This is a genomic window from Pseudactinotalea sp. Z1748 (assembly GCF_049725185.1).
Taxonomy (GTDB): Bacteria; Actinomycetota; Actinomycetes; order Actinomycetales; family Beutenbergiaceae; genus CALKWS01.
In genome coordinates this window covers 83251-108910 of record NZ_JBMPQB010000003.1, presented here as the reverse complement: position 1 = coordinate 108910, position 25660 = coordinate 83251, and the positions used below count along the sequence as shown (strand labels likewise).

Here is a 25660-nt window from a genome sequence, read left to right as displayed (position 1 = left end):
GACGGTGGCTTAAGGCGCAAGTTGCAGGGCCACATCTGAGGTGACGCGGGGCAACTCGGCGAACTGGCCACCGCTCGGTTGGCCTAAGGGCTGGCGTGCGATGTCCTGATTTCTCATGGTCATCATGTGTGCGGGACGAGTGGAGACGTCGAGGTCACGAGCGGGTGGCCTACTGGTGCCGGTTGTCGTCCAATGGTCCCCTGCTCAGCCAGCAGTACGTGCATTGCCGGGCTCGTGGTGGAGCACCCGCATGGGTACCGATCGCGACGGGGTGAGGTCCAACTTGTCAGAGTTGCAGCCAGGCATGGGGAAACCGTGTTCAGCCAGTCGATGGCCAACCCTCGGCGCGGGGATGATGTGGTCGATGAAGACTCGATGAAGATTCGCCGGTCTCCGATCGTGGCGGCCTGTCCCCGCGTGCGGCGTGGTTAGCCTGGACGAAACCCCTCAAGGGGACGACCCTGCGGCTGGGAGGTTGCTGCGGTGCTCATGCCCGCCGGCCCGGGTCGAACGAAATTCACTAGATCTTGGAGAGCCGTGCCACCCACCACCCGACTCACCACAGTTGTGGGTGGGATTTCGCTTGCCATAACTCTGGCCGCGTGCGGCGATAGCGGGGTTACCCCGTCGAGCGAGCCAGCCAGCGTTACCGCCGTCGAGACGACTGACAGCCCACCGGGAATCGATGACCACGGTTGGCATAACGACGACGACACGATGTTCGCTCAGATGATGATCATCCACCATGAGGGTGCCATCGAGATGGCTGACCTGGCCGTGGAGCGGGCCGACAGCCAGCAGGTGCGTAGTTTGGCTGAGGGCATCTCTGCGGCTCAGGGTCCTGAGATTCGACAGATGACTTCGTGGCTGGAGTTTTGGGACGAAGAGGTCTCCCCGCCGGCGCACGACGTTATGGCTCATGAGGGCATGGAGATGGAGGGTATGAACCAGCAGGAGGCCATGTCCGAGTTGGAGTCGCTCTCGGGTGCTGGCTTCGACCGGCGCTTTTTGGAACTCATGATCGCTCACCATCGTGGTGCGGTCGAGATGGCCGAGACCCATGTGTACGCGGGACAAAACCGCGAAGCGCTGGAACTCGCAAAAACGATCATCATTGACCAGCAAGATGAGATAACCCAGATGGAAGAACTTCTTGAAGGACTCTGACGCCTTGGCTTCGGCGGATAAGTTGCTCCGGCTCCTCCGCTGGTCTCTGATCCCGCTCTCCGGAAGGCAGCAGGCCATCCCGGCTAGAAAGGGCATATACCACCCGAGGGTCCCCGCCGGCGGTCGGAGTGATGTGAGTTCATGATCGAGCCCATTGGACAGACGGTCGCGAGCAAGGCACGCAAACCGCGAGCGTACGCCGCCGGTAAGAGAGTTGGCCGTGCTCGCGTACTAACGCCGAGGGGATGGGTCCTGAGTGTCGTGATGGTTCTGGCGTTGGTGGCTGGATGCACGAGCGCCGATGGCGGGAGCGGCGACGCCGCATCCGATGTCGCGGGTGCCGGATATGTCGCCGGGGATGGCAGCGTGGAGACGTGGGCGGCTGCGGACCGCGGTGCAGCGGTGGACTTGTCCGGGGTGTCCTATGACTCCGAGGACATCGACCTGGCGGACCTGCGTGGTCAGGTGGTGGTGGTGAACTTCTGGTACGCCAATTGCCCCCCGTGCCGCAAGGAAGCCCCCGACCTGGCTGAGTTGTCCGAGCAGTACGAGCCCGACGGCGTGCGGTTCCTGGGAGTGAATCACATCGACGCACCGGGTACCGCTCAGGCTTTCGAGCGGCGTTTCGCCATCCCTTACCCATCGCTGCATGACAGTGAGTCTGCTGGGGTGGCCGCCATGCAGGGGGTGGTGCCGTTGCGGGCGATGCCTACCACGGTGGTGCTGGACCGCGAGGGCCGGGTGGCCGCCCGGATACTGGGGTTGGCCGAGCGCAGCGTCTTGTCCACGCTGATCGCAGAGACGCTGGAGGAGTAATGGGCTGGCTGGAGCAGTTGGGCGCTGATTTCGCCCAGACCATCTATAGCGGTCCGGTGCTGGCCGCGTTGCCGGTGGCGCTGCTGGCCGGACTGGTCTCCTTTGCCTCCCCCTGCGTGCTGCCGTTAGTACCTGGTTACGTGGGTTACGTCTCTGGGATGAGCGGGGCCGATACGCCGGGTCAGGGTGAGGCCGGGCGCGGTTCCAAGATGCGGCTGCTGTTCGGGGTGGGCCTGTTCATTCTCGGGTTCACCGCGGTGTTCGTCGCCCTGACGATGGCGCTGAGCACCGCCGGGTTGTGGCTGGTGCGCTGGCAGGACCTGATCACCCGGCTGCTGGGGGTGCTGGTAGTGGTGTTGGGTTTGGCGTTCATCGGCAAGGTTGGGTTCCTGCAACGGCAGTTGCGTCTGCCGGTCAGCCCCAGGGCTGGGGTGTTGGGCGCTCCGGTACTGGGCGTGGTCTTCGGGTTGGGCTGGACCCCGTGTATGGGTCCCACCCTGGCTGCAGTGCTGGCCCTGGCCCACGACGCCGCTGACCCCGGCCGGGCACTCGTGCTGGTGATCGCCTACTGCCTGGGTCTGGGAGTGCCGTTCGTGATGGTGGGCTTGGGGATGAAGTCCTCGGAGAAGATGATGGGATTCATGCGTCGTCACCGTGTGGTGATCATGCGCACCGGGGGAATCATGCTGGTGCTCATCGGCCTGGCTCTGGTCACTGGGTTGTGGGGGGCGTTGACGCAGTGGATGCAGGGCTACATCGCCAACTTCGAGACGATCATCTGATGCCCGGCTACATCCCAGAGGGCCTGCGCGGCTCGGAGCAAGACGACTCCGGCCTCCCAGCACCGCACGGCCCCGCCCCGTCGGCGGGCAGTGCCGGCGATGCCGTTAAGACCGCGCAGACGTCCGGGGCAACCAGGACCGACCTGGCTGCCCATCAGCGGTCTGCCACGGCAAGTGCGGGCGGGCGAGTTGCGTCGTCGTCGGGTCGTTCCAAGGGATTAGGGGTACGTGGCTGGGCGCGTTGGATGTGGCGCCAGTTGACCAGCATGCGGGTGGCGTTGCTGCTGCTGTTGCTGTTGACGGTGGTGGCCATGCCCGGGGCGTTCTTTCCCCAGCGGCGGGTCGACCCCAACCTGGTGAACCAGTTCTATGCGGACAATCCGACCCTGGCGTCCTGGCTGGACCGGGCGTACATGTTCGATGTGTTCTCCTCGCCGTGGTTCTCCGCGGTCTATCTGCTGTTGTTCACTTCCCTGATCGGGTGCATCGTGCCGCGAAGCATTGCCCATGCCAGGGCGTTGCGGGCCGAACCGACCAAGGTGCCGGCTCGGTTCTCCCGGTTTCCGGTGCGCTCCCAGCGCTTGGTGCACGCAACTCCTGAACAGGTGCGTGCGCGCCTGCATGAAGGCATGGGACGGCGCTACCGGACCAGATTGGGCACCGAGAACAAGCCCAGGCAAGGCGCGGTGCATACTATCTCCGCTGAGCGCGGGTACGGCAAGGAGACCGGCAATATCATCTTCCATCTAGCGTTGGTGGGGCTGCTGGTGGTCACGGCCTGGGGGGAACTGGTGCATTACCGGGGGCAGGCGATGATCACCGAGGGATCCACCTTCGTCAACTCTGCGCTGGACTATGATTTCTTCGAGGCCGGGGCGTTGTTCGACGTCGATGCGGTGGACCCTTACCGGATCCGTCTTGATGAGTTCGTGCCGGAGTTTACCGTCGATGCCCAGGCCCGGGACTTCACCGCCTACGTCACCTTGTTCGAGACCGACGGTACCACCAGCGAGCCGACGATCCGGGTGAACCACCCCCTGAGCGTGGGCGGGTCGCGGGTGTATCTGATGGGCAACGGGTTCGCCCCGGACCTGACCATCATCGATGCCAGCGGGCAGGTCGCCCACGACGGGCCGGTGCCGTTCATTCCGGCCGATGATGACCCGGGGTATGGCTCCACCGGGGTGGTGATGGTGCCCTCTGCGAATGACGGGGAGTTGCAGTTGGCGTTCAATGGCTCGCTGCTGCCCACCGCAGCGCAGGATGCGGAGGGTGCCTATGTGTCCTCGATCCACCCGCTACCGATGGACCCGGTGATGCTGCTGCAGATGTACACCGGGGACTTGGGCCTGGACGAGGGCGTGCCGCGCAATATGTTCGTGCTGGACACCGATGGTCTGGAGCAGGTCACCACTACCGGGCAGGACGGCACCGAAGGTCCGGTGCAACTGGAGCTGCGCCCGGGCCAGAGCGTGGACCTGCCCGACGGGCAGGGTACGTTGACCTTCAACGACCTGCCCCGGTTCGTGGCGTTGGACCTGCGTTATGACCCGGCCCCGCTTTGGCAGGGGATCTTCGCCACGCTGGCTTTCGGCGGGTTGATCGCCGCGCTGTTTCTGCCCCGGCGGCGGATCTGGGTGCGTCTGGTGCCCGGGGAGCGGGGCACGACAGTGGTGCATGCCGCAGCATTGGCGCGCAATGACGACTCAGGTCTGCGCGGTGAACTTGATCGGGTCCTGAGTGTATTGCCCGGTCCGGGCGCAAGGGAGAAAAAATGAACGAGCAACTGGGCACGATTAGCACGTTGTTGATTTACGGCACCATCAGCGCCTACGTGGTGGCGATGGTGGGCTTCGCGGTGGACCTGTCCGGGTTCGGCAAGGGGGCAGACCCGGGCCGGGCCCGCAAGGCGGTGGGCATCGCGATGAGCACCAGTTGGCTCGGGCTGATCTTTCACGTCGGGGCAGTGGTGCTGCGCGCGATCGCCGCCGAGCGGGTGCCGTGGGCGGACATGTATGAGTTCACCCTGATGTCGACGATGTTCACCATGGTGGTGTTCATGGTGGTCAACCGGCACAAGGATGTCCGTTACCTGGGGACGCTGGTCTTGCTGATCAACGTGGTCGCGCTGCTCATTGCTATCACGCTGCTGTACACCGTCGCCGACGGGGTGCAGCCGGCACTGCAGTCCTACTGGCTGGTGATCCACGTATCGGTTGCCTCGCTGGCGACCGCGTTGTTCTGCGTGGGCGCAGCACTGTCAGTGCTGCAACTGGTGCGTGGAGGTGACGAACGACGGCGGGAAGCCGAGCATGCCCAGTCCGGCGGATCAAGGCGGCAGCCGTTAGGCGGCCGCGGTGTCGAGGGCCGTAGCGGTGCGCACGGTGCTCGCACGGGCAGTGCTAGCGCAGGCGCCGACGGCACCCGGGGTGCCACGCTGGTGGCGCAGGAGGCACAGCCCACCGAGGGTGAAGTCGCATCGATGGACCTGGGCGGACAGGAGCCACAGACGTTGCCGGCCCGGCCCACGTTCTGGTCCCGGCTGTTGGACGCCTTCCCCGCAGAGGAGACCCTGGAGCGATTGTCCTACCGGCTGAACGCCGTGGGCCTAGTGGGCTGGACCTTCGTGCTCATCACCGGATCGATCTGGGCCGAGTACGCCTGGGGCCGGGCGTGGGGCTGGGACCCCAAGGAGGTCGTCTCGCTGATGGTGTGGATCATCTATGCCGCATACTGCCACGTGCGGCTGACCACCGGCTGGAGCAAGAAGGCCTTCGCCTACTTCTCCCTGGCCGGGTTCGCGGCACTGATGTTCAACTACTACGGCGTGAACATTTTCATCAACTCCCTGCACTCCTACGCCGGGGTCTGAGCGGGCAACAACTGCGTTCGTCGGGTAGGGGCCAATGGCGGTGACATGGCGGGTCAGTGACGAGGGGCCAGTTCGTCACCGGCGCCACAGCCGCAACGCTGCCTCCAGTGGGCCGCGGGAGAAGAAGTGCCGCCAGGCCACCGCCGCTCCTACCAGCACCAGTGCCATCACCGCGGTGATGGCCAGACCGTCCTGGGCGGTCTGCGGCCCGGGACGCACCACCTGCGCGATGGCGAACAAGTGGACCACATACACCGTCAGCGCCAACTGCCCCGTGGCCACCAGCGGCCAACCAAAGCGGCCCAGGTAAGGCAGCACCAATAGTGTCAGGGCCAGCACCGCCACGGCCGAGGCGCTGCCCCGGATCAGCCACAACGGCATCTGCGAATGCGCCGCCGCCGAGAGGAACCAGTCCACAGCCGGCTCTCTACCGGGCCGCCCCAGGAACACTTCCAGCACCCGGGAGCCGAGTTCGGCAATCAAGGTCAGCACCACTGCCGCCACAGTCAGCCGTATCTGGACCCACCGGTCGTGCAGCCGCAACCGGCCTAGCCACATCCCGAATAGGAACGGCGCGAGCCAGGTGATCACCGGGTAGGGCCCGGTCAGCAGTGTCGAGGCCACGATCTGCCCCGGCGCGTCCAGTATCGTGGCAGGCTCGCGGTCGAAGACCTCACCGGTTCGCAGTTGGACACCCAGCCACACCAGTGGCCCAGCGGCAACTGCCACGATCGAGGCGGTCAGCAGCAGCCCGGACGGTGCCCGCACCACCACCAGTCCCACGAGGAAGAGCACCGCATAGGTGGTCAGGATGACATCAGAGCCATGACCCGCTAACTGAGTACTCAACCCGATCAGGCTCAGCAGAACCGTCCGCCACAACACCTGCCCCCACGGCAGCGCGCCACCGTCACGGGCTCGCCGGGTCAGCAACGAGTACCCGATCCCGGCCAGCAGCACGAACAACAATGAGGCCCGCCCGTGCGGCAACCGCATGACGAGCCCAGCAATGCCGTCGTCATACAGCGGACCGATGTTGACCGCGACCATGCCCACGATGGCCAGCGCCCGTGCCGCGTCCAGCCCGGTGACCCGGCCATGGGGTGCGCTGGCATCCGGGGAGGCGCCTGCCGTGTGCGCCGCGCTCACCGATGCGCCATCCTGCTGCTCCGCCCTGGCACAGGTTGTGACCGCGCCCATCCAAGTGTCATGTCGACCCGGTGAAGGGACCCTGGGCCGACTAGGTGCGAGGCCCTCTGAGCCCCTCCGCGGCCGGCCCGGGCGTTCCTACGTCAGTTGGAGGGTGGTGAGGCAGGTCGCGCCCTCGTCGGTGGTGGAGAAGTCGGCTGACCCGGTCAGGCCGTCATAGTGAACCTCAATGGTGCCCTGGACATCGCGCGGCAACCAGAAGCCGGCGAAGCCGTTCGCATAGGTCGTCACCTCTTCATCGATGAGCACCTCGCCTGTTGCATCGTCGAGGATCCGCACCTGGAGGTCCTCGTCGGTCAGCTCACCCTGGCATGTGGTCAGGCTGTGGTAGAAGCACTCGTGAGTCTGGTTCACGTAGGGGGCTACGGAGAGGTAGAAACGGTCCTCGGGCATGGGCAGGGTAAGTTCTTGCTGCCCATCGGAGAACATCAGTTCATCGGCTCGGATGGAGGCCATGTAGTCGGTGGGGCGTTCGGGCCCACCGAGTCGATCGAGGTGGTCGATCATCTCCGCGACCTCCATGCCGGCCAGGTCATGGGTGGCGAGGAACTCGGCTTCATCACCCTCGGTGGTTGGCTCGGAGGCCGGATCCGCCGAGGAGCAGCCGGCGAGGATCAGCACCAGCGCCCCGACGATCGCCGCAATTCTTTTCACGTTCTTCCACCTGTCCTATCAGTCCCGGCGCATCTTCTGACCAGCACGGCAGCAGGTCATACTTACCAAGGATTCTTGCCGATCAACTGGGTCATCGTAGGCAACTGCTGCTGCCGAGAGTTTAGGTCTTTCGTCCCGGACCCAGGCGGAGCCTTCCTGCGGCGCCTATTTGAATCGCCCCAGCAGGCCGTTCTGGGCCGGCGCGGGCGCAAGTAGCCCTGTCAACTGATGGTGGCGAGGAGTTCGTTGCAGGCTTCCTCGCAGGCTCGGCACGCCTCTGCGCAGATGCGGCAATGGTCATGGGCCTGTGCGTGACGGGCGCACTCATCGCCGCAGGACTGACAAGCCTGGGCGCAGGCCTGCAACTGAGCACGGATGAGGTTAGCGTCATGACCGGTTTGTCGGGACAGCATGCGGGCCGTGGCATCGCAGATGTCGGCGCAGTCCAGGTTGGTACGTATGCACGTGCGCAACTCGGCAACCATTTCCTCGCTCAGACAAGCGTCTGCGCAGGCGGTACACGCCTGGGAACAGGCCACGAGGGCATCGATCGTTCGGGCCAGTAGATCCCGGTCCAGAGTGATCTGGGCAGGGTGGGTATCCATCATCTCTGCGGTTCTCATTGTCGCTCCCGTTTCGATAACCATCACAGCATTGGCTCTCGACGTTACGACAGCAGCGGCAGGCATGCAGCCGGCGAGGCGGGGTGTGACGATGAAGGTTTGATGAAGTATTCCGGTAATCCCGTGATCAAACCGTGATCTGAGGGTTTGCGGTAGGTACTGTCACTCTTGCTCCCCGCGCCGTGCGGGAAGCCCACAAGCGGACGCCGAACCCTGCCACCGCACCGTGGTCATCGATTAAACGCCGGGCAGGGGCGGGGGACCCAACCGTCGGTGCGCGAGCACCTAGGGGTGAAGTCCCGCCTGGGAAGCCAGGTGAGACCGGGTGAATCTCCAACCCGAACCCGACAGCTGACCTCGTAGGCGACTTGGAGAATCGAATTGACTGAACCAACAACCGGCGCCCGACACCGTGCGGCCTGCCGCCCCTCCACCCCACTGACCGTTCTTGGTCACGCAGTCACTGGGACCACCGGCAGACGGGCGCTGGCCGTCTTTGCCTCCTCCGGCTTGGCGCTCACCATGGGCGCCTCCAGCGCTGTAGCCCTCCCCCAGGTGTCGAGTTCGAGTTCCGGCGTTGGCTCCCTGGCCAACGTGGTGCTCGACGCCGACCTCGACAAGGTGACCACCTCACCGACCGTCTCGGTCGATGCAGACATCGCCTGGGACTTCGCCGCCGCCGAGGTCTCCTCCGAAGCCCCGCCCCCTCCCCCGCCGCCAGAGCCGGTCATCACCGCGCCGCAGCGCCCCACCCAGGACGCCGCCCCGGCCTCCCGCACCGGGCAGCGCACCGAGCAGCCGGCTCAACAGCCGGAGCAGCAGGCCGAGGAGCAGGCCGGGGAAGGCTCGGGCGGGTCCAGCGAGCAGGTCGCAAGCACCTCTTCCGGTTCTGCGGTCGTGGACGTCGCCCGACGCTATGTAGGCACCCCGTATGTGTGGGGCGGCTCTACCCCGGCGGGTTTTGATTGCTCGGGCTTCACCGCCTATGTCTTCGCCCAATTCGGGGTAAGTCTGCCTCGGACATCCGGTGCCCAGGCGGGTGCCGGACGCATTGTCTCGGCAGCCGAAGCCCAGCCGGGTGATCTGGTGGCGTGGCCCGGTCACGTGGGCATCTACACCGGCAATGGCAACAACATCGCCGCCCGAAACCCCGGCACCGCGCTGTACGAGGGACCCATCTTCCATAACAACCCCACGTTCATCCGCGTGCTCTGAGCGCAGATCTCAGCACTCTGCATCGGCCCGCCCTGCCCCAGGGGCGGGCCGATGCTCGTGCTGTGGGTGCCGACGAGGACGCATCCCTTGAGGTGCCCATTGGAGTTGATATCAAGCCTGTGAATGCTGACGACTTAACGGCAGTTCGATAGTGAACACCGCGCCGTGGCCAAGCCCCGCGCTGTCCGCTCTCACACTGCCCGCATGGGCCTGGGCGATGGAGTGGCTGATGGCAAGGCCGATCCCCGACCCTCCGTGCGCGCGGTCACGAGCAGCATCGGCACGGTAGAAGCGCTCGAACAGGTGGGGCAGATGCTCGGCGGCTATTCCGCTGCCATTGTCCTGCACCCACAAACGCAGGCGCGATCCAATCCGGTCGGCGCCCAACTGGACCTGACCTCCCTTGGGGGTGTGCCGCACGGCGTTGTCCAGCAAATTTGTCAAGACCTGCCCGAGCCGGTCAGGGTCGGCGGTGATGACCGCCTGGCGTTCTGACCTTGTGGCCACGATCGCCAGGTCAATGTCCTTGCTAGTGCACTTCACGCTTGCCTGTGCTGCGGCGTCTTCGAGCAGGTCACCGACCCGCACCAGCTGCCATCGCATTTCTAAGCGTCCCTCGCTAGCGGCAGTCACCAGGGCCATGTCCTGGGCCAGACGGGCAAGTCGTGCCACCTGCTCACGCAGCATGACTATGGTCGGTTCATCAGCCGGCACGACACCGTCCACAATCCCTTCGAGGTAGCCATCCAGCGTCGCCACCGGGGTGCGCAATTCATGAGCCAGGTCGCCCAACATGCGAGTGCGGGTCTGTTCGATCCCACCAAGGTCGGTGGCCATGGTGTTGAACGCGCCGGCGAGGTCATCGAACTGCGCACCCATGCGGACCGCTGGCACATGGGCGTTGTAGTCACCGCTGGCGACCTTCGCTGCTGCTTGGCGGAGGCGTTCTAACGCCATGGTGATGCGTCGAGTAAGGAAAATGCTGACCAGCACTGACGTCAGGAGAGCGACGAGGAGCGCCAGGGACAGAGACAGGGTCCATGCCGTGGTGAAGGCTTGCCTTGCGTGCGCCACGACCTCGGAGTCAGCGGGCTCGGCCATGAGCATGTGATCGTGGAAGAGCATTGGCCCGATCACCGAGGCCACAGCCCATGCTGTCCCGGCGGCCACCAAGAGGACCGCGACGATCGCTGCCAGGAGCCGAGCACCCAGCCCCCACTGTTTTCGCGGCCGCTTGGTCATGATCCCGTTCCCATTCGGTAGCCGACCCCCCGCACAGTGCGGACGAACCTCGGCGCGGATGCCTTGTCGCCGAGTTTGCGCCGCAGATGCCCGATGTGAACATCGACAAGGTTGTCATCGCCCACCCAATTGGGCCCCCACACCGTCTCGATGAGTTGGCGCCGGGAAAAGACCATGTCCGGGCGCCCCGCCAGCGCCGCCAGGACGTCGAACTCAGTGCGCGTCAATTGGACACTCTTTCCGTCGAGGAACACTTCCCGCCCCAGAGCGTCAACGGTCAATGGCCCGAACGACGCCACTGCGCCATGGTGGCCCGGTGAGTTCTGCCGCGGACGACGCAGCATCGCCCGCACCCGTGCCACGAGTTCACGCGCGCTGAACGGCTTGGTCACATAATCATCGGCGCCCACCGACAGGCCGATAAGTTTGTCTACCTCCTCCACGCGAGCGGTGAGCATGATGATGTAGCAATCAGAAAACACCCGCACCCTCCGGCACACCTCGATGCCATCGAGGCCAGGCAGACCAAGGTCCAGCAGCATCACCCCAGGGCGCCACTGCTGCGCACGCTGTACCGCGTCATCACCGTCCCCGCAGGTCTGGACCTCGAAGCCATCGCGCTCCAGATAGTTCGCAACCAATCGCGCCAAGGGGGCTTCGTCATCGACGACCAGAACCCGGGGCAGGTTCACTTCCGAATGAGCAAGTGAAGTCATGACTCCATAGTGAACCAAGTAGACCGTCACTAAAAGCGTGAGTGTCCCCACCATCCTCGGGCAGCACCGAGGCGATGACGGCCTGGAAGGCTGGAGTGAACGTCGCCGATGCCAACTGGAGCAGGAAGATGAGGATGTAGATCTGCCAGGCCTCCGCCACAAACGGAAGGGGACACGGCGACCGCGGCCAGGATCAGGTCCGTCCTGCCAGGTTCAGGAGATCAGTGCGGGTTCACGATCGTGTCGTGTGATGGACAGGCCTATCGGCCGTGTCTTGATGGGTTGCGGTTTCGTGCTGTAGTTCGTCGATGAGGACCCTGGTGTTCTCGGAGTAGTCCACGGGCACGGCGAGGAGTTGCACTCCGCCCTGTGTGAATGCGTGCTCCAGGGCGGGGCCGAGTTGTGCAGCGTCGGTGACGTGGGTGCCGGTCGCGCTGTAGGCCTGTGCATAGGCGACGAAGTCTGGGTTGTCGAACGTCATTCCGTAGTCGGTGAACCCGTCGACGGCTTGCTTCCAGCGGATCATGCCGTAGGCGTGGTCTTCGAGGATCACGACGACGAGGTTGAGGCCGAGCCGCACGGCGGTTTCGAGTTCTTGACTGTTCATCATGAACCCGCCATCGCCGCAGACGGCCATCACGCGACGGCCCGGGTGCAGGAGCGAGGCCATGATCGCAGACGGCAGTCCGGCTCCCATTGCGGCTAGTGCGTTGTCGAGCAGAAGCGTGTTCGCTGTGATGGTGCGGTAGTTCCTGGCGAACCAGATTTTGTACATCCCGTTATCCAGGGCGACGATGCCGTCATCCGGCATGACCTGACGGACCTCGTGCACGATGCGCTGCGGGGTCAGCCGATCTTCGGTCGCCCGGTCGGCGACGTTCGCGAGGATGCCTTCACGCAGCGGGAGCAGCGCTTGGGCGTGGGGCACCTTGCCATCCAGCCGGTCTGTGAGGGCGTGCAGGGTGTGGTGGAGGTCGCCGATGACCTCGACCTGCGGGACATAGACCTCTTCGATGGTGGCGGGCTGGTAGTCGAGATGAACGATGGTCTGCCCGCGGGAGTGCATGGTGAACGGGGGTTTTTCGACGGTGTCGTGGCCGATGGTGATGATCACGTCGGCCTGGTCGATGGCCTCGTGCAGGTAGTCGCCCTCGGTCAGGGCCGCGGTGCCCAGGTAGAGGTCGGTGCACCCGGAGACGGTGCCCTTACCCATCTGCGTGGTGAAGAACGGGATCCGCATGCGCGCAACGAACTCCGACAGGGCGTGGGTGCATCGTGGCCTGGCGGCGGCAGCACCGAGCATGATCAAGGGGCGCCTGGCGCCCGAGATCACGTCCGCGGCTGCGGCGATCACGTCGAGGCTGGCGACGGGAAGAGTCGCAGGGGTGGGCGGGATGAGATCGACCTGAGGTGCGGTGGCGGCGGCGATATCCTCGGGAAGTTCGAGGTGGACCGGGCCGGGTCGTTCGGCCTGTGCGACTCGGAAGGCCTCTCGGATCACGGTGGGGATGGTGGGAGGCGAGATTATCTGCTTGGTCATCTTGGTCACGGGTGTCATCGCGGCGATCGTGTCGACGATCTGGAACCGTGCCTGCGCGGCGGTGAGGATGCTCTTTTGCCCGGTGATCATGACCATAGGCATCGCACCGAGCAGCGCGTATGCCGCGCCGGTGGAGAGGTTGAGCGCTCCTGGGCCGAGGGTGGTCAGGCACACCCCGGGACGGCCGGTCAGGCGTCCGTGGGTGGCGGCCATGAAGGCGGCTGCCTGCTCGTGGCGGGTCAGTATCAGTTCGATACCAGAGCGGCGGATCGCTTCGAGGAGGTCGAGGTTCTCTTCGCCCGGTATTCCGAAGATGCGCTCGACGCCTTCGTTCTCGAGAGCTTTGACCAGCAGGTCTGATGCGGTGTGTGTGTTGGGCATGATGCGGCTGTCCTCCTTGGCTTCGTCAGGTGAGTTGCAGGGTGGTGAGGCTGTGGAAGTGGCAGTCATGGGCCTGCTGCAGATACGGGGCGAGGGAGAGGTAGAACTCGTCCTCGGGCAGCGGGATCGAGGATTCGTTCCCCTCGCCGTCGAAGGGCACGAGCGAATCGGGTTCGACCGAGGCGATCAGACCCTCGAGGCGGATCGCATCGAGGTGCTCGGTGATCTCTCGCCCGTCGAGCCCGTTGAGCTCATACTCGGCAAGCCAGCTCTCGGCGATGTCGGTGGTGGCCGAGGCGGCGCCGGTGGAGCAGCTGGCGGTGAGCAGCGCTGCTAACAGGACCGCGATGATCGTGGTGACGGTTCGGGTGGTGGACTGTTGAGGCATAGGTCTGCGCTCGTGTCTGACTCAGGCGGGCACTACGGGGTTGTGGGTTCGGGTGGCTGGTGCAGGCGGGGTGCCCACTCGCGGACGAGCGCGACGGCGTCGAGTCCTGTGGCCGCGACCGGGGCGCCCTCGTGTTCGTGGATGACTAGCACCGGGTCGGTGGAAGCCAGTCGTGTTGTGGTGCCAAGGCCAGTGTGGCCGGCTCCGGCGAGGATGTGTCCGTAAATGCTGGAGGTAAACGTCGAGAACGGCCGATAGACACCGGGGGCGTCACCGAGGCCGTGGTCGTGCAGCAGGGTGCGTGCGGCGTGGGTGCCTTGGGCTGCGGCATCGTCCCAGTGGTCAATCCGGTAGGTGCCGAGGCTGGGGTGCTCGTGGAGGGCGACGCCGCCGGCGGCGTAGATACGCTGCCCTGGTGCTTCGCGCAGGCGGAGCTGGTCGTCGACCGGTATTCCTTCTGGTCTGTTCCAGGGTGAGGGGGCTGTCGGGAGGGTGCCGTGGGCGATGATCGCCAGATCGCCTTCGACCCGCTCGCCACTGTCGAGAACGATGGTGATGTGGTCGGGGTGGGTGCGCACGGCTTGGATGGTGGCGCCCAGGTAGGTAGCGCCCCGAGCGCGATGCAGTTCCAGGAGTTCACCGGCGATGTGCTCACCGAAGGTTGAGGAGCCAGGCAGAGTTGAGCGGCTAATCAGTGCGACTTCGTGCCCGGCGGTGCTCAGCAGTGAGGCGGTCTCTGCCGCGAGCAGTCCACCGCCGAGGATCAGGACACGGGCCGAACTGTGGAGCGCGGCGATCTGGTCGCGGACACCGGCGGCATCGGCGAGCGAATGCAGGGTGGTGAGCCTGCCGGTGGCCATGGCCTCGTCGCGCCCAAGGACATTCTCGCCCAGGGTGCGCGGCCTACTGCCGGTGGTGACGATGAGACCGTCGTAGGTGCGGCTGTCGCCGGAGGAGAGGTCGACCTGGCGGGTGCGCGGGTCGATACCACGCACGGTGTCGGCCACCAGAGTTGCGCCGGTCTTCGGCAGTGCGCTCTGCTCGGGTGTGAGCAGACCGATGGCCACCCCCTTGTTGACCAGGGTGCGGTTGAACGGTTGCTCCCCGGTGCGGGTGAGCAAGTCAATCTGCGCTTCAGGTACGGCGGCTTGCAGGGACTTTGCGGCAGCGGCTCCTGCCGCGCCCGCTCCGATGATGCCAATAGTTTGCGGCCTCATCGCGGTTCCTGCGGCTGGGCGTTGGTGAAGGCGGGCAGCAGGATCGCGCCAATGAACCAGGGGGCGTCGTCGGGGCTGAGTCTTCCGGTGCGTACTTCCTCGGCGGCACCATTGAGCACGACGTGGGTGGTGGTCAGCAGCCACGACACGGGCAGGTCGGCGCGGAAGGCACCCTCGTCCTGGCCGCGCAGCAGTAGGCCGCGCATACGGGCCTCGGACTTCTCGTGCAGTTCACGGATACGGGCCGCGGACAACTCCTTCTGGGCCGTGGCCAGCAACGCGCGGGATTGGTCGACGAACACCCAGCTGGAGGTCACCAGCCGCTGAAACGCCTCGCGGGCATCCCCGTCGAGCGGCACCTCGCTGAGCACGTCCTCGGCGCGTTCGAGACTCTCCACCAGGGCGGCCTCAATCAGTTCGGCACGGTTCTGGAAGTGCCCGTAGAGGGTCTGACGGCCCACGCCGGCCTCGGCGGCGATATCAGCGACCGAAGCATCGGGGTTCTTCCGAATCGCGGTGACGGTACCGGCCAGGATCTTGGCTCGGTTGCGCAGGGCATCAGCCCGCTGGTTCGCCGCGCCACGCCTGCCGGCACCGGTCGGCGGGCGCTCACGATTCGTGGTGGTCTTCTTCGTCACCATTGCTCCACCTTTTATCTCAGACAGGAATGTATGAGATAGTCTACCCGTTACAAGTCGTACGCGCATGTATGAGTTTGCGTGTGGGTGAGCCGACAGGTCGCTCGAGACAGGCAAGGAAGGAGCACGAGAGCCATGAGAACGACAATCACGACACGCGCAGGAGTTGAGCGATCATGAACCAGACCGAAGCACCGGCTCCCACGGCGGGAGCGAAGCAGTGGTGGGGGCTGGCCGTGCTGGTCACACCCTCGACGCTGCTGTTCATGATGCTGACGATCCTGTTCCTGGCAGCGCCGAACATGGCCGCCGATTTGAATCCAACGAGCACGCAACTGCTGTGGATTCTGGACATCTACGGGTTCGCCATGGCCGGGTTCCTGGTCGCCATGGGCGTGCTCGGAGACCGGATCGGTAAGCGTCGATTGATGGTGATCGGCGCGATCCTCTTCGCGGGCACCTCGATCGCGGCCGCGCTCACGACCAGTCCGGAACTGATGATCGCCTGGCGTGCGCTATTAGGCCTGGCCGCCGCCATGATGATCCCAGCCACCCTGGGGTTGATCTTCGTGCTGTTCGCCGATGCGAAGCAGCGCGGCGTCGCCATCGGAGTGTGGGCCGGCGGCATCTCCGCCGGTGTGGCGCTTGGCCCGCTGCTTTCCGGCCTGCTATTGGAGGGCTTCGGCTGGCAGGCCACGTTCTTGGTGGCGGTGCCGATCATGGCGCTGGTGGTCATCGGTGCTCCGCTGCTGCTGCCCGAGCACAAGGACCCCACAGCACGGATCGATCTGTTCAGCGCCCTGCTGCTGGTCGGCGGTCTGCTGGCGATCATCTACGGCATCAAGCGCTTCGCCGCCCAGGAGCCTGCCGGCCCTTCGGTCGCCCTGTTGGTCGCAGGTGCCCTGGTCGGGTTGTGGTTCGTCATCCGTCAGCTGCGGGCCGAGAAGTCCCTGCTGGATGTGCGGCTGTTCGCCAACCCCACCGTGAGCGGAGCGCTGGCGGTGTTCTTGCTGTCCGCGGCGGCGCTGGGTGGGGTGTACTCACTGTTCACCCAGTACCTCCAGCAGGTCCAGGAACTCTCACCCCTGCAGGCAGGGCTCTCGATTCTGCCGGCGGCGGCGGTGCTGATCGTGGTCGCCACGCTCTCGCCGGTCTTCGCTCGCAAGTTCCGGCCCGGCAATGTGATCGCGATTGGCCTGTTGACCCAGGTGGTCGGTTACATCCTATTCACCCAACTCGACGCCAGCACCGGGCTGGCGCTGGTGATCGCGAGTTTCGTGATCACCTACCCCGGCGTGGCCCCCTCGATGGCGCTCACCACGGACCTGGTGGTCAGTTCCGTGCCGCCGGAGAAGGCCGGTGGCGCTTCCGGGCTTGCGACCACGGCGAATGATCTGGGCATCTCACTCGGTGTCGCGGTGATCGGTAGCGTTGGTATCGCCGCTTACCGGGGTCAGATCGGCGGGCTTCTGCCCGATGGCCTGCCCGCCGATGCTGCCGCGGTGGCATCGGACAGCGTCGACGGGGCCATGGCCACCGCAACTGAGTTGCCCGGCTCGCTGGGCGAGCAGCTCATCGCAGCCGCGCAGGAAGCCTTCACCGGCGGACTGAACACCGCCGCGATCGTCTCCGCCGTCATCGCCGCCGTGGCGGCAACCATCGCGGCCACCCGCCTGCGCCACGTCCGCCCCACGGGAGAGGCACAGCAGGCCGAGGAGGTCAGCACCAGTTGACCCATACCCCCTATAGGTATAATCTCGAACGACCCGTACACAGATGAAGGAGTTACATACTATGGCAACCACGACCGAGTACCAGGTGACCGGGATGAGTTGCGGGCACTGCGAGACCGCGATCGGCGCCGAGGTTTCCGAGATCGCCGGGGTGACCGGGATCGAGGTCAGTGCCCAAACCGGGCGTCTGGCGGTGACCGCCGAGCAGCCCGTCGAAGATGCCGCGGTGATCGCCGCCGTTGACGAGGCCGGCTACACCGCCGTCAGAAACTGAGCATGAAGGCCCCTGCACGGCTGGGCCTGTACGGGCTGGTCCTCGTGGTCGTGTTCGCCGTGGCTGGATTCACGGCGAACGCCGTCATCCCCGAGGACACCGTGCAGGCCTGGGTCGAAGAGACACCAGAAGACCATCATGGACAAGGAGACGATGAGATGAACAGCGGCGGGCACGAAGCTCATGGGGCTGACGCAGCCTCTCTTGGCCTCGGCCTAGCCCAGGACGGCTACCAACTCACGGAGGTGGGCACACCCGACCATACCGGCACCGAGGACGAACTGACCTTCGCGCTGACCGGACCCGACGGACAGCCAGTGACCGACTTCGAACTCGAGCACGAGCAAGAGATGCACCTGATCGTCGTCCGCGCTGACGGGCAGCATTTCCGCCACGTGCACCCCAAACGTGACGAAGCCGGCACCTGGTCGATCCCTTGGGAATGGGCCGCCGCCGGCACCTACCGGATCTTCGCCGACTTCGTACCGGCCCAGACCGGCGAGGGCATGACCCTGTCGACCGCGGTGCAGGTTGCCGGTGACTACGACCCGGCACCGGCCGATCACCCGGTCACCGAGGCCGCGGTGGACGGTTTCGATGTGGCCGTCGAGGGCGACCTTGTTGCCGGGAGGGCCTCCGACCTGACCATGACGATCACCCGCGAAGGTGAACCCGTCACTGAACTGGAGCCCTACCTGGGTGCCTTCGGGCACCTGGTGGCCCTGCGTGATGGGGATCTGGCCTACCTGCATGTCCACCCGCACGGGGATGCTCCCGAGGCCGGTGAGACATCGGGTCCGGAGATCGTCTTCGAGGCCACCGCGCCCACCGCGGGCCGGTACCTGCTGTACCTGGACTTCCAGGTCGACGGGCAAGTCGACACCGCCGCCCTGGTGATCGACACCACCACCGGCGATACCACTGGCAATAACACCGACAGCGGCGACTCGGACACCGGCGAGGAAGGAGCCGACCATGACCACTGAGCACACCAGCACCGAAGTGAATCTCACCGGCGTTGAGTTGAAGATCGGTGGCATGACCTGCGCCTCGTGCGCGAACCGAGTCGAGAAGAAACTCAACAAACTCGACGGGGTCCATGCGAGCGTGAACTACGCGACCGAGAAGGCAACCGTCACCGCTCCTGCCGGCTATGACCCCCAGTTGCTGATCGCCGAGGTGGAGAAGACCGGCTACACCGCCGAACTCCCACCCTCTGCCAAGGACAACTCCAGCGCCTCTGGTGATGAGAGCGAGTCGTCCGAGGATGCTGAGATCAGGGTGCTCAAGCAGCGCCTGATCGGCGCGGCGGTCCTGTCGGTGCCGGTCATCGCGATGGCGATGATCCCGGCGTTGCAGTTCGACTACTGGGGCTTCGCCTCCCTGGTCCTGGCCACACCGGTGGTGGTGTGGGCGGGCTGGCCCTTCCACAAGGCCGCCTGGGCCAACCTTAAGCACGGGGCGGCCACCATGGACACCCTGATCTCGGTGGGCACGACCGCCGCGTTGATCTGGTCGATCATCGCCCTGTTCTTCGGCACCGCCGGGCAGCCAGGCGTGGTGCACCCCTTCGAATTCACGATCTCCCGCTCCGATGGCCTCGGGCACATCTACCTGGAGGTCGGGGCCGGGGTGATCACCTTCATCCTACTGGGCCGCTATTTCGAGAAGCGCTCCAAGCGTCAAGCTGGGGCAGCCCTGCGTGCCCTGATGGAACTCGGGGCGAAAGAAGTCTCCATCCTGCGAAACGGGCAGGAGGAGCGGGTCTCTATCGATGAGCTCTCCGAAGGCGACGAGTTCGTGGTCCGTCCCGGTGAGAAGATCGCCACCGACGGGGTGATCACCTCGGGTAACTCCGCAATTGATGCTTCGATGCTGACCGGCGAGTCCGTGCCGGTGGAGGTCACAGTGGGTGACCCGGTGACAGGGGCCACGGTCAATGCTGGTGGCCGCCTCGTGGTCAAGGCCACCCGGGTGGGTTCGGACACTCAGTTGGCGCAGATGGCCAAGATGGTCGAGGACGCCCAGTCCGGCAAGGCCGAGATCCAACGGCTGGCCGACCGGGTCTCGTCGGTATTCGTGCCCGTGGCCATTGCGGTCGCGATCGCCGCCCTGGGTGCCTGGCTCGGGGCCGGGTTCCCGGTCAGCGCCGCCTTCACCGCCACGGTCGCGGTGCTGATCATCGCCTGCCCCTGCGCCCTGGGCCTGGCGACACCGACCGCGCTGCTGGTCGGCACCGGGCGTGGCGCGCAGATGGGCGTGCTCATCAAGGGCCCGGAGGTGCTGGAGTCCACCCGAAAGGTCGACACCATCGTGCTGGACAAGACCGGCACCGTCACCACCGGCAAGATGACCCTGACCGAGACGATCACCGCCGACGGGGTGGACCGCGAGGACCTGCTGCGTATCGCCGGCGGCCTGGAGGACTACTCCGAGCATCCCATCGCCCGGGCCATCGCCGCCGGAGCCACCGCGCAGGTGGGCGAACTGCCAACCCCGGAGTCCTTCGAGAACATCGAGGGCAAGGGTGTCCAGGGCGTGGTCGATGGTCACGCGGTGCTCGCCGGCCGCGAGACGCTGCTGAATGACTGGTCGATGTACCTCGACGAGCACCTCAAGGCCGCCAAGCAGGCCGCAGAGGCCGAGGGCAAGACCGCGATCGCCGTCGGCTGGGACGGTGCCGCCCGGGGTGTGCTGGTCGTCTCCGACCAGATCAAGCCCACCAGCGCTGAGGCCATCTCTCAGTTCAAGGAGTTGGGTTTGACTCCGGTGCTGCTGACCGGGGACAACCAGACCGTGGCCGAGCAGGTCGCCTCCGAGGTCGGCATCGACCAGGTCATCGCCGAGGTGTTGCCCAAGGACAAGGTCGACGTCGTCGCCCGCTTGCAGGACGAGGGCAAGGTCGTGGCGATGGTCGGTGACGGGGTGAACGACGCCCCGGCTCTGGCGCAGGCTGACCTCGGTCTGGCGATGGGCACCGGGACTGACGTCGCGATCGAAGCCGCCGACATCACCCTCGTGCGCGGAGACCTGCGAGCTGCCGCGGATGCGATCCGCCTGGCACGCAGGACGCTACGCACGATCAAGCAGAACCTGTTCTGGGCCTTCGGGTACAACACCACCGCGATCCCGATCGCCGCCTTCGGACTGCTCAACCCGATGCTCGCCGGCGCGGCCATGGCCTTCTCCAGCGTGTCCGTGGTCACCAACAGCCTACGGCTGCGCAGGTTCAAGGCCAAAGCCGACCAGCACACCACCCCGGACGCCTCCGAAACCGCACCGGCACGCGAGCCGGTGAACACCTGACGCATCGTCGTCGACACCAGAGAAGGGAACACAGAAGATGACTGCACACGACCACCACGCCCACAACCACGGGGATACTTCTGGCGGCTGCAGCGGACACGCGCCCAAGACCGAAGACCTCGCCGCAGCGCAGGGTGACGATGTTACCGAATGTCTAGTGATGCCCGGGACCCCGGTGATCAAGTCACAAGCCGAAGAGGCAGGGCTCTACCGCGACTACCAGGGCCAGCGGTATTGGTTGTGCTGTGACGCCTGCGGGCCGCTATTCGACGCCGATCCCGACCGGTACGCGAACGCGGCTTGAACAATCAGTATGAGCGATTCCGGGCTTGCCGAGGTGACAGATCGGCCCCGATTCCTCGGTATTCGAAGAACACCGGACCACGGCGGTGATCACGGTGATGAGGACACCGACCCTCACGAGGATATGGACCACCTGGCAGACGGCGGGCCGGTGCCCGAGGGCATGACCGAGCCCGCCGACCCCGAATACCCGGTGGGCAGCGAAGTGAGGTGGACGGCTGACCACATGGAAGGCGTGGAGGGAGTGACGGCCACGATCGCATCATCAACCGAGGAGACCGGCTACGTCGTCAACCATGAAGCTGACGGAATGACGAGGACCAACCACAAATGGGCCGTCGAGAGCGAGATCGACCCCGATGCCCGAGCGGGCCCCGCACAGAGCCAGTAGCGCTCTGTGATGAGGTGCCAGCCGTGCATCGAAGAGGAGGAATGAGACCGGTATGAGCAACCAGCACAATGCGCACGCCCAGCACGAGGGGCAGCCCGATCACCACAACCACCGGGCCAATCCCGGTCACGACCACCAGCATGAGGCTCACCACCAGCACGAGAATACCCACGATGGGCATACCGGGCATGAACACCACGGCGGTCACGACCACGAGGGCCACGAAGGTCACGGGCACGAAGGTGAGCACCACGCTGGTCATGAAGCACATGGCGGGCACGCGGGGCACGGCCACGGCGATCACGGTGACCATGTCGGGCAGTTCCGGCGGCTGTTCTGGATCATGCTCCTGCTGGCGGTGCCGGTCGTGGGCTTCAACCACATGTTCGCCGACTTGCTCGGCTACCAGCTGCCCGATGCCGCGTGGGTGTGGTGGGTCTCCCCGGTGCTGGGCACGATCATCTATGTCTGGGGTGGTCAGCCGTTCCTGACCGGCGCGGTCTCAGAGATCCGCGCCCGCCAGCCTGGGATGATGTTGTTGATCGGGTTAGCCATCACGGTGGCGTTCATTGCCTCCTTAGGTGCAAGCCTTGGCCTTCTGGACCACGAACTGAACTTCTGGTGGGAACTGGCGCTGCTGGTGGTCATCATGCTGTTGGGCCACTGGATCGAGATGCGGTCGCTGGCCCAGACCACCTCGGCGCTGGATTCCTTGGCTGCGCTGCTGCCCGATGAGGCCGAGAAGCTTCAGGGTGATGACATCGTCAAGGTGGCACCGGGCGACTTGGTGCTCGGCGATGTGGTGATCGTGCGGCCCGGATCGTCGGTGCCGGCTGATGGCAGGATCGTGGACGGTTCGGCCAGTATGGACGAGTCGATGATCACCGGTGAGTCCAAGGCGGTGCGTCGTGATAACGGTGACCAGGTGATTGCCGGCACCGTCGCTACCGATTCCGGCCTGCAGGTAGAGGTCACCGCCATTGGCGATGACACCACCCTGGCAGGGATCCAGAAACTGGTTTCCGATGCCCAGTCCTCCTCTTCGCGGGCGCAGCGCATCGCCGATACGGCCGCGGGTTGGCTTTTCTGGTTCGCCCTCGGTGCGGGCCTGATCACTGCGATCGTGTGGTCTTTGCTGGGCGTGCCGGATGCTGCGGTGGTCCGGACCATCACCGTGCTGGTGATCGCCTGCCCGCACGCTCTGGGTCTGGCGATTCCGCTGGTGGTCTCGATCGCCACCGAGCGTGCCGCACGCGGTGGGGTGCTGGTGAAGGACCGGCTCGCGCTTGAGTCGATGCGGACAGTGGATTCCGTTCTGTTCGACAAGACCGGGACCCTGACCAAGGGAGAGCCCACGGTCTCCGGCGTCGAACCGGTCGGGCAGCGCAGTGCAGATGAGGTGCTGGCACTGGCAGCGGCCGCAGAGTACGCAAGTGAGCATCCCTTGGCCAAGGCGATCGTGGGCGCCGCACGCGACCGCGACCTGCACCTTGCCAGTGCCCAGGACTTCTCCTCCTCTCCGGCAGTCGGAGTTAAGGCCACCGTCGAGGGCGCTGCCATCGAGGTGGGAGGCCCGTACTTGCTGGACCAGCACAGCCTGAGCGAACTGGCTGTCGTAGAGGACTGGCGAGCCGAGGGTGCCATCATCCTGCACGTGATAGCCGACGGGGAAATCATCGGGGCACTGCGCCTTGATGATGAGATCCGCCCGGAGTCCCGTGATGCTGTCGATGCGCTGCACGCTGCAGGTGCTCAGGTGGTGATGATCACCGGGGACGCCCAGGCGGTTGCCGATACGGTGGCCGCTGAACTAGGCATCGACCGGGTCTTTGCAGGTGTGCGACCGGAAGACAAGGCAGCGAAGGTCGAGGAACTGCAGAGCGAGGGCCGTAAGGTGGCGATGGTCGGGGACGGTGTCAATGATGCCCCTGCACTGGCTCAAGCAGACGTGGGCATCGCGATCGGTGCCGGGACCGATGTGGCGATCGGGTCCGCAGGGGTGATCCTGGCCTCCTCCGATCCCCGTTCTGTGCTTTCAGTGATCGACCTGTCCCGAGCCAGTTATCGCAAGATGAAGCAGAACCTGTGGTGGGCTGCGGGCTACAACCTCGCCGCAGTCCCCCTGGCCGCTGGTGTACTCGCACCGATCGGGTTCGTGCTGCCGATGAGCGTCGGTGCCATCTTGATGTCTGCGTCCACCGTCGTGGTGGCGCTCAATGCCCAACTGCTACGCCGCTTGGACCTGGAGCCGGCTGTCAGCACCGCCAAGTTCCTCGACCAGGCCCCGGCCGAACGATCGGCCACCAACACCAGTGCAAAGACTCATCAGGAGCAGAGATGACTACCACAGCAACCTCACCGCAGTCCCGAGAAGAACCTGGTCACGGCTACATCAGCGACAAGCACCGCTACCTCGCCCGTCTCAAGCGCATCGAAGGGCAAGTCCGCGGCATCCACCGAATGGTCGACGAAGAGATCTACTGCATCGACATCCTGACCCAGGTCAGCGCCGCAACCTCCGCCCTGGAAAACGTGGCGCTCGGCTTGCTGGAAGACCACCTCAAGCACTGCGTCGTCGGTGCGGCCAAGGCCGGCGGAACCGAGGCCGAAGAGAAGATCAAAGAGGCCTCGCAAGCGATTTCCCGACTCGTCAAGTCCTAGAAGGAGGGCTCGTGGGCACCACCCGCACAGTTCTCAGCACCCTCACTGGACTCCTCACCAACGCGTTGGCGACTGAACTCTTCAGCGCGGCACCACGAGCGTCTCGAAACGGCTGCGAATCCAGCATCACGGCAGTTCCAACGCATTGGGCCCTCGAGATCACGATCCGCGCCAGGGCGCGTTGTTGACCCCATCCCGGTGCACCTGACACAGGCGTGGGCGAGCCGTAACCCTACTCAGGTCGATCGTGACCAAGCCAGCCTCAGTTCATCCAAGCCCGACCGAGTCGTGCTGCTTGGAGACCCGATTCGCGGGGCGCGATGCGCGTACCCACGCCACGACAGCCAAGACGGTTCCGAGAACGCCTATGACGCCCAGAACGAGGGCGATCGCGGGCATGCCGATGCTCGCGCCAAGGATGCCTGCCAGGGGGTAGGTGATAAGGAAGCAGGCGTGGGATAAAGAGAACTGCGCGGCGAACACCGCGGGCCGGGTCTGCTCGGTGCTATTGCGGCGCAGCAGCCGCGCGGAGGGGGTGAGGATGGCCGAGGTCGCGGCCCCGAGCAGTACCCACACCGTCAGTAGCGCGAGCCACTGCGCAGTGCCGTCCATCCACGCGATCACCCCCGCCCCGGTGAGCAGAATGAGCGGCAGGGCGATACCGCCAGTGAGCATGACCCGTTGGTCAGGCAGGGTGTCGAGGAGTTTGGGCATCCCGAGGGCGACAAGCATCGAACCCCCGCCGTAAGCGCCGAGCATCAGGGCGACATCGGCTTGGGAGCGGCCCAGATCGCCCTGGACGAGGACGACGGTGTTGACAATCACCATCGCGGTGGTGGTCGCGACGACGAGGTTTAGCCCCATCAGGCCCCGCAGTTCGCCGCTGGCCCAGAAGGCGCGCGCACCCCGGGTGAGGCGCTCGAAGAACGGCGAGGGTGGCGGTGCTTCGATGTGCGGGAAGCGGGAGGCGATCACCAGGGCCGCCGAGGCGAGGAACCCGAGCACGGTTCCGACGAAGAGGTTGTGGTAACTGATGACTGTGAGCAGGAGGGCGGCGAGCATCGGACTCACGAGTGATTCCAGGTCGTAGGCCAGCCGTGACAGCGAAAGCGCGCGAGTGTACTCCCCCTCATCGGGCAGCACCGAGGGGATGACGGCCTGAAACGCTGGAGTGAACGTCGCCGACGCCGACTGGAGCAGAAAGATCAGGATGTAGATCTGCCAGGCCTCCGTCACGAACGGAAGAGATACGGCGACCGCGGCCCGGATCAGGTCGGCCCCGATGAGCAGTGCTTTGCGGGGCAGACGCGCGGTCAGTGCCGTAGCGATGGGCGAGACGGCGACGTAGGCGACCATCTTGATCGTCATTGCTACCCCCATCACGATCCCGGCGTCACCGCCGGCGATGTCGAAGGCGAGCAGCCCGAGCGCAACGGTGAGCAGGCCCGTGCCGAGCAGTGCGATGACCTGCGCGCTGAACAACTTCGCGTAGGTCGGGTTCCGCAGGACGGCGATCATGAGGTCGGGCCTAA

General features: G+C 65.4%; 24 protein-coding genes and 1 riboswitch. Of the genes, 14 read left to right on the top strand and 10 right to left on the bottom strand.

All coding sequences use genetic code 11. The annotated features are described in order from the left end of the window. The first annotated feature begins 537 nt into the window (after nt 1–537). From ACO0LU_RS07815 to ccsB, 5 genes are all read left to right on the top strand, one after another. Nucleotides 538–1167, top strand: coding sequence for a DUF305 domain-containing protein (locus tag ACO0LU_RS07815; RefSeq protein ID WP_424789170.1), 630 nt, complete (start codon nt 538–540; stop codon nt 1165–1167). Nucleotides 1168–1431: 264 nt separating this feature from the next. Further along, a complete protein-coding gene (locus ACO0LU_RS07810) occupies nt 1432–1983 on the top strand; it encodes a TlpA family protein disulfide reductase (protein ID WP_424789171.1) in 552 nt (183 codons plus the stop codon). After that, nucleotides 1983–2765: a cytochrome c biogenesis CcdA family protein gene (locus ACO0LU_RS07805; RefSeq protein WP_424789172.1), complete on the top strand. Its 783-nt coding sequence runs from the start codon at nt 1983–1985 to the stop codon at nt 2763–2765. Before ACO0LU_RS07810 ends, ACO0LU_RS07805 begins: the two co-directional genes overlap by 1 nt. A gap of 266 nt (nt 2766–3031) precedes the next feature. Then, nucleotides 3032–4543: a cytochrome c biogenesis protein ResB gene (gene resB, locus ACO0LU_RS07800; protein WP_424789196.1), complete on the top strand. Its 1512-nt coding sequence runs from the start codon at nt 3032–3034 to the stop codon at nt 4541–4543. Further along, on the top strand, nt 4540–5637 hold the full coding sequence (gene ccsB, locus ACO0LU_RS07795) for a c-type cytochrome biogenesis protein CcsB (protein ID WP_424790819.1): 1098 nt from the start codon (nt 4540–4542) through the stop codon (nt 5635–5637). Before resB ends, ccsB begins: the two co-directional genes overlap by 4 nt. 75 nt (nt 5638–5712) lie before the next feature. Here the strand turns inward: ccsB and ACO0LU_RS07790 are convergent, their stop codons facing one another. The 3 genes from ACO0LU_RS07790 to ACO0LU_RS07780 form a co-directional block, all read right to left on the bottom strand. Then, nucleotides 5713–6786, bottom strand: a complete 1074-nt coding sequence (locus ACO0LU_RS07790) for a heparan-alpha-glucosaminide N-acetyltransferase domain-containing protein (protein WP_424790818.1) — start codon at nt 6784–6786, stop codon at nt 5713–5715. 138 nt (nt 6787–6924) lie between these two features. Next, the gene (locus tag ACO0LU_RS07785) at nt 6925–7500 is read right to left on the bottom strand and encodes a CueP family metal-binding protein (protein WP_424789175.1); all 576 of its coding nucleotides are present in this window, start codon (nt 7498–7500) and stop codon (nt 6925–6927) included. A 221-nt stretch (nt 7501–7721) separates the two neighbouring features. Next, on the bottom strand, nt 7722–8123 hold the full coding sequence (locus ACO0LU_RS07780) for a four-helix bundle copper-binding protein (protein ID WP_424790817.1): 402 nt from the start codon (nt 8121–8123) through the stop codon (nt 7722–7724). 232 nt (nt 8124–8355) lie between these two features. Further along, a riboswitch (cyclic di-AMP (ydaO/yuaA leader) is annotated at nt 8356–8504 on the top strand. Between ACO0LU_RS07780 and ACO0LU_RS07775 the strand changes: the two genes are divergently transcribed. After that, complete coding sequence (locus ACO0LU_RS07775) at nt 8505–9338, top strand: C40 family peptidase (RefSeq protein ID WP_424790816.1); 834 nt, start codon at nt 8505–8507, stop codon at nt 9336–9338. A 111-nt stretch (nt 9339–9449) separates the two neighbouring features. Here the strand turns inward: ACO0LU_RS07775 and ACO0LU_RS07770 are convergent, their stop codons facing one another. From ACO0LU_RS07770 to ACO0LU_RS07745, 6 genes are all read right to left on the bottom strand, one after another. Further along, nucleotides 9450–10580 (bottom strand): ATP-binding protein, encoded by a 1131-nt coding sequence (locus ACO0LU_RS07770; protein WP_424789178.1) that lies wholly within the window; start codon nt 10578–10580, stop codon nt 9450–9452. Beyond that, complete coding sequence (locus tag ACO0LU_RS07765; protein ID WP_424789179.1) at nt 10577–11296, bottom strand: response regulator; 720 nt, start codon at nt 11294–11296, stop codon at nt 10577–10579. Before ACO0LU_RS07765 ends, ACO0LU_RS07770 begins: the two co-directional genes overlap by 4 nt. 232 nt (nt 11297–11528) lie before the next feature. Continuing rightward, nucleotides 11529–13217 carry an acetolactate synthase large subunit gene (locus ACO0LU_RS07760; protein WP_424790815.1) on the bottom strand — a complete coding sequence of 563 codons (1689 nt, stop codon included), beginning with the start codon at nt 13215–13217 and terminating at the stop codon, nt 11529–11531. Nucleotides 13218–13242: 25 nt separating this feature from the next. Then, nucleotides 13243–13605, bottom strand: coding sequence for a hypothetical protein (locus ACO0LU_RS07755; RefSeq protein WP_424789181.1), 363 nt, complete (start codon nt 13603–13605; stop codon nt 13243–13245). Nucleotides 13606–13637: 32 nt separating this feature from the next. Beyond that, nucleotides 13638–14822 (bottom strand): FAD-dependent oxidoreductase, encoded by a 1185-nt coding sequence (locus ACO0LU_RS07750; RefSeq protein WP_424789182.1) that lies wholly within the window; start codon nt 14820–14822, stop codon nt 13638–13640. Then, the gene (locus tag ACO0LU_RS07745; RefSeq protein ID WP_424789183.1) at nt 14819–15463 is read right to left on the bottom strand and encodes a TetR/AcrR family transcriptional regulator; all 645 of its coding nucleotides are present in this window, start codon (nt 15461–15463) and stop codon (nt 14819–14821) included. The genes ACO0LU_RS07750 and ACO0LU_RS07745 overlap by 4 nt, the downstream gene beginning before the upstream one ends. Nucleotides 15464–15636: 173 nt before the next feature. On the opposite strand from ACO0LU_RS07745, the gene ACO0LU_RS07740 reads away from it, so the two are divergent. The 8 genes from ACO0LU_RS07740 (at nt 15637) to ACO0LU_RS07705 (ending at nt 24128) form a co-directional block, all read left to right on the top strand. Next, complete coding sequence (locus ACO0LU_RS07740) at nt 15637–17193, top strand: MFS transporter (protein WP_424790814.1); 1557 nt, start codon at nt 15637–15639, stop codon at nt 17191–17193. Between the two features lie 61 nt (nt 17194–17254). Continuing rightward, the gene (locus ACO0LU_RS07735) at nt 17255–17467 is read left to right on the top strand and encodes a heavy-metal-associated domain-containing protein (RefSeq protein WP_424789185.1); all 213 of its coding nucleotides are present in this window, start codon (nt 17255–17257) and stop codon (nt 17465–17467) included. A 2-nt stretch (nt 17468–17469) separates the two neighbouring features. Next, a complete protein-coding gene (locus ACO0LU_RS07730) occupies nt 17470–18453 on the top strand; it encodes a heavy-metal-associated domain-containing protein (protein WP_424790813.1) in 984 nt (327 codons plus the stop codon). Next, nucleotides 18443–20773, top strand: a complete 2331-nt coding sequence (locus ACO0LU_RS07725; protein WP_424789187.1) for a heavy metal translocating P-type ATPase — start codon at nt 18443–18445, stop codon at nt 20771–20773. Before ACO0LU_RS07730 ends, ACO0LU_RS07725 begins: the two co-directional genes overlap by 11 nt. 37 nt (nt 20774–20810) lie before the next feature. Further along, the gene (locus ACO0LU_RS07720) at nt 20811–21077 is read left to right on the top strand and encodes a YHS domain-containing protein (protein WP_424790812.1); all 267 of its coding nucleotides are present in this window, start codon (nt 20811–20813) and stop codon (nt 21075–21077) included. Nucleotides 21078–21086: 9 nt separating this feature from the next. Further along, entirely contained in the window at nt 21087–21467 is a 381-nt protein-coding gene (locus ACO0LU_RS07715) for a DUF1541 domain-containing protein (protein WP_424789189.1), read from the top strand. Between the two features lie 52 nt (nt 21468–21519). Next, nucleotides 21520–23808: a heavy metal translocating P-type ATPase gene (locus tag ACO0LU_RS07710; RefSeq protein WP_424789190.1), complete on the top strand. Its 2289-nt coding sequence runs from the start codon at nt 21520–21522 to the stop codon at nt 23806–23808. Next, nucleotides 23805–24128 carry a metal-sensitive transcriptional regulator gene (locus tag ACO0LU_RS07705; RefSeq protein ID WP_424789191.1) on the top strand — a complete coding sequence of 108 codons (324 nt, stop codon included), beginning with the start codon at nt 23805–23807 and terminating at the stop codon, nt 24126–24128. Before ACO0LU_RS07710 ends, ACO0LU_RS07705 begins: the two co-directional genes overlap by 4 nt. Before the next feature lie 267 nt (nt 24129–24395). Here ACO0LU_RS07705 and ACO0LU_RS07700 read toward each other — a convergent pair whose 3' ends face one another. Further along, the gene (locus ACO0LU_RS07700; RefSeq protein ID WP_424789192.1) at nt 24396–25646 is read right to left on the bottom strand and encodes an MFS transporter; all 1251 of its coding nucleotides are present in this window, start codon (nt 25644–25646) and stop codon (nt 24396–24398) included. Nucleotides 25647–25660 lie beyond the last annotated feature (14 nt).

Bases quoted from the DNA above. Each gene is read 5' to 3' on its own strand.
- ACO0LU_RS07810 (WP_424789171.1), top strand. From the start codon at position 1,432: ATGGTTCTGGCGTTGGTGGCTGGATGCACGAGCGCCGATGGCGGGAGC.
- ACO0LU_RS07805 (WP_424789172.1), top strand. From the start codon at position 1,983: ATGGGCTGGCTGGAGCAGTTGGGCGCTGATTTCGCCCAGACCATCTAT.
- resB (WP_424789196.1), top strand. From the start codon at position 3,032: ATGCGGGTGGCGTTGCTGCTGCTGTTGCTGTTGACGGTGGTGGCCATG.
- ccsB (WP_424790819.1), top strand. From the start codon at position 4,540: ATGAACGAGCAACTGGGCACGATTAGCACGTTGTTGATTTACGGCACC.
- ACO0LU_RS07780 (WP_424790817.1), bottom strand. From the start codon at position 8,123: ATGAGAACCGCAGAGATGATGGATACCCACCCTGCCCAGATCACTCTG.
- ACO0LU_RS07770 (WP_424789178.1), bottom strand. From the start codon at position 10,580: ATGACCAAGCGGCCGCGAAAACAGTGGGGGCTGGGTGCTCGGCTCCTG.
- ACO0LU_RS07765 (WP_424789179.1), bottom strand. From the start codon at position 11,296: ATGACTTCACTTGCTCATTCGGAAGTGAACCTGCCCCGGGTTCTGGTC.
- ACO0LU_RS07760 (WP_424790815.1), bottom strand. From the start codon at position 13,217: ATGCCCAACACACACACCGCATCAGACCTGCTGGTCAAAGCTCTCGAG.
- ACO0LU_RS07755 (WP_424789181.1), bottom strand. From the start codon at position 13,605: ATGCCTCAACAGTCCACCACCCGAACCGTCACCACGATCATCGCGGTC.
- ACO0LU_RS07750 (WP_424789182.1), bottom strand. From the start codon at position 14,822: ATGAGGCCGCAAACTATTGGCATCATCGGAGCGGGCGCGGCAGGAGCC.
- ACO0LU_RS07745 (WP_424789183.1), bottom strand. From the start codon at position 15,463: ATGGTGACGAAGAAGACCACCACGAATCGTGAGCGCCCGCCGACCGGT.
- ACO0LU_RS07740 (WP_424790814.1), top strand. From the start codon at position 15,637: ATGAACCAGACCGAAGCACCGGCTCCCACGGCGGGAGCGAAGCAGTGG.
- ACO0LU_RS07735 (WP_424789185.1), top strand. From the start codon at position 17,255: ATGGCAACCACGACCGAGTACCAGGTGACCGGGATGAGTTGCGGGCAC.
- ACO0LU_RS07730 (WP_424790813.1), top strand. From the start codon at position 17,470: ATGAAGGCCCCTGCACGGCTGGGCCTGTACGGGCTGGTCCTCGTGGTC.
- ACO0LU_RS07725 (WP_424789187.1), top strand. From the start codon at position 18,443: ATGACCACTGAGCACACCAGCACCGAAGTGAATCTCACCGGCGTTGAG.
- ACO0LU_RS07720 (WP_424790812.1), top strand. From the start codon at position 20,811: ATGACTGCACACGACCACCACGCCCACAACCACGGGGATACTTCTGGC.
- ACO0LU_RS07715 (WP_424789189.1), top strand. From the start codon at position 21,087: ATGAGCGATTCCGGGCTTGCCGAGGTGACAGATCGGCCCCGATTCCTC.
- ACO0LU_RS07710 (WP_424789190.1), top strand. From the start codon at position 21,520: ATGAGCAACCAGCACAATGCGCACGCCCAGCACGAGGGGCAGCCCGAT.
- ACO0LU_RS07705 (WP_424789191.1), top strand. From the start codon at position 23,805: ATGACTACCACAGCAACCTCACCGCAGTCCCGAGAAGAACCTGGTCAC.
- ACO0LU_RS07700 (WP_424789192.1), bottom strand. From the start codon at position 25,646: ATGATCGCCGTCCTGCGGAACCCGACCTACGCGAAGTTGTTCAGCGCG.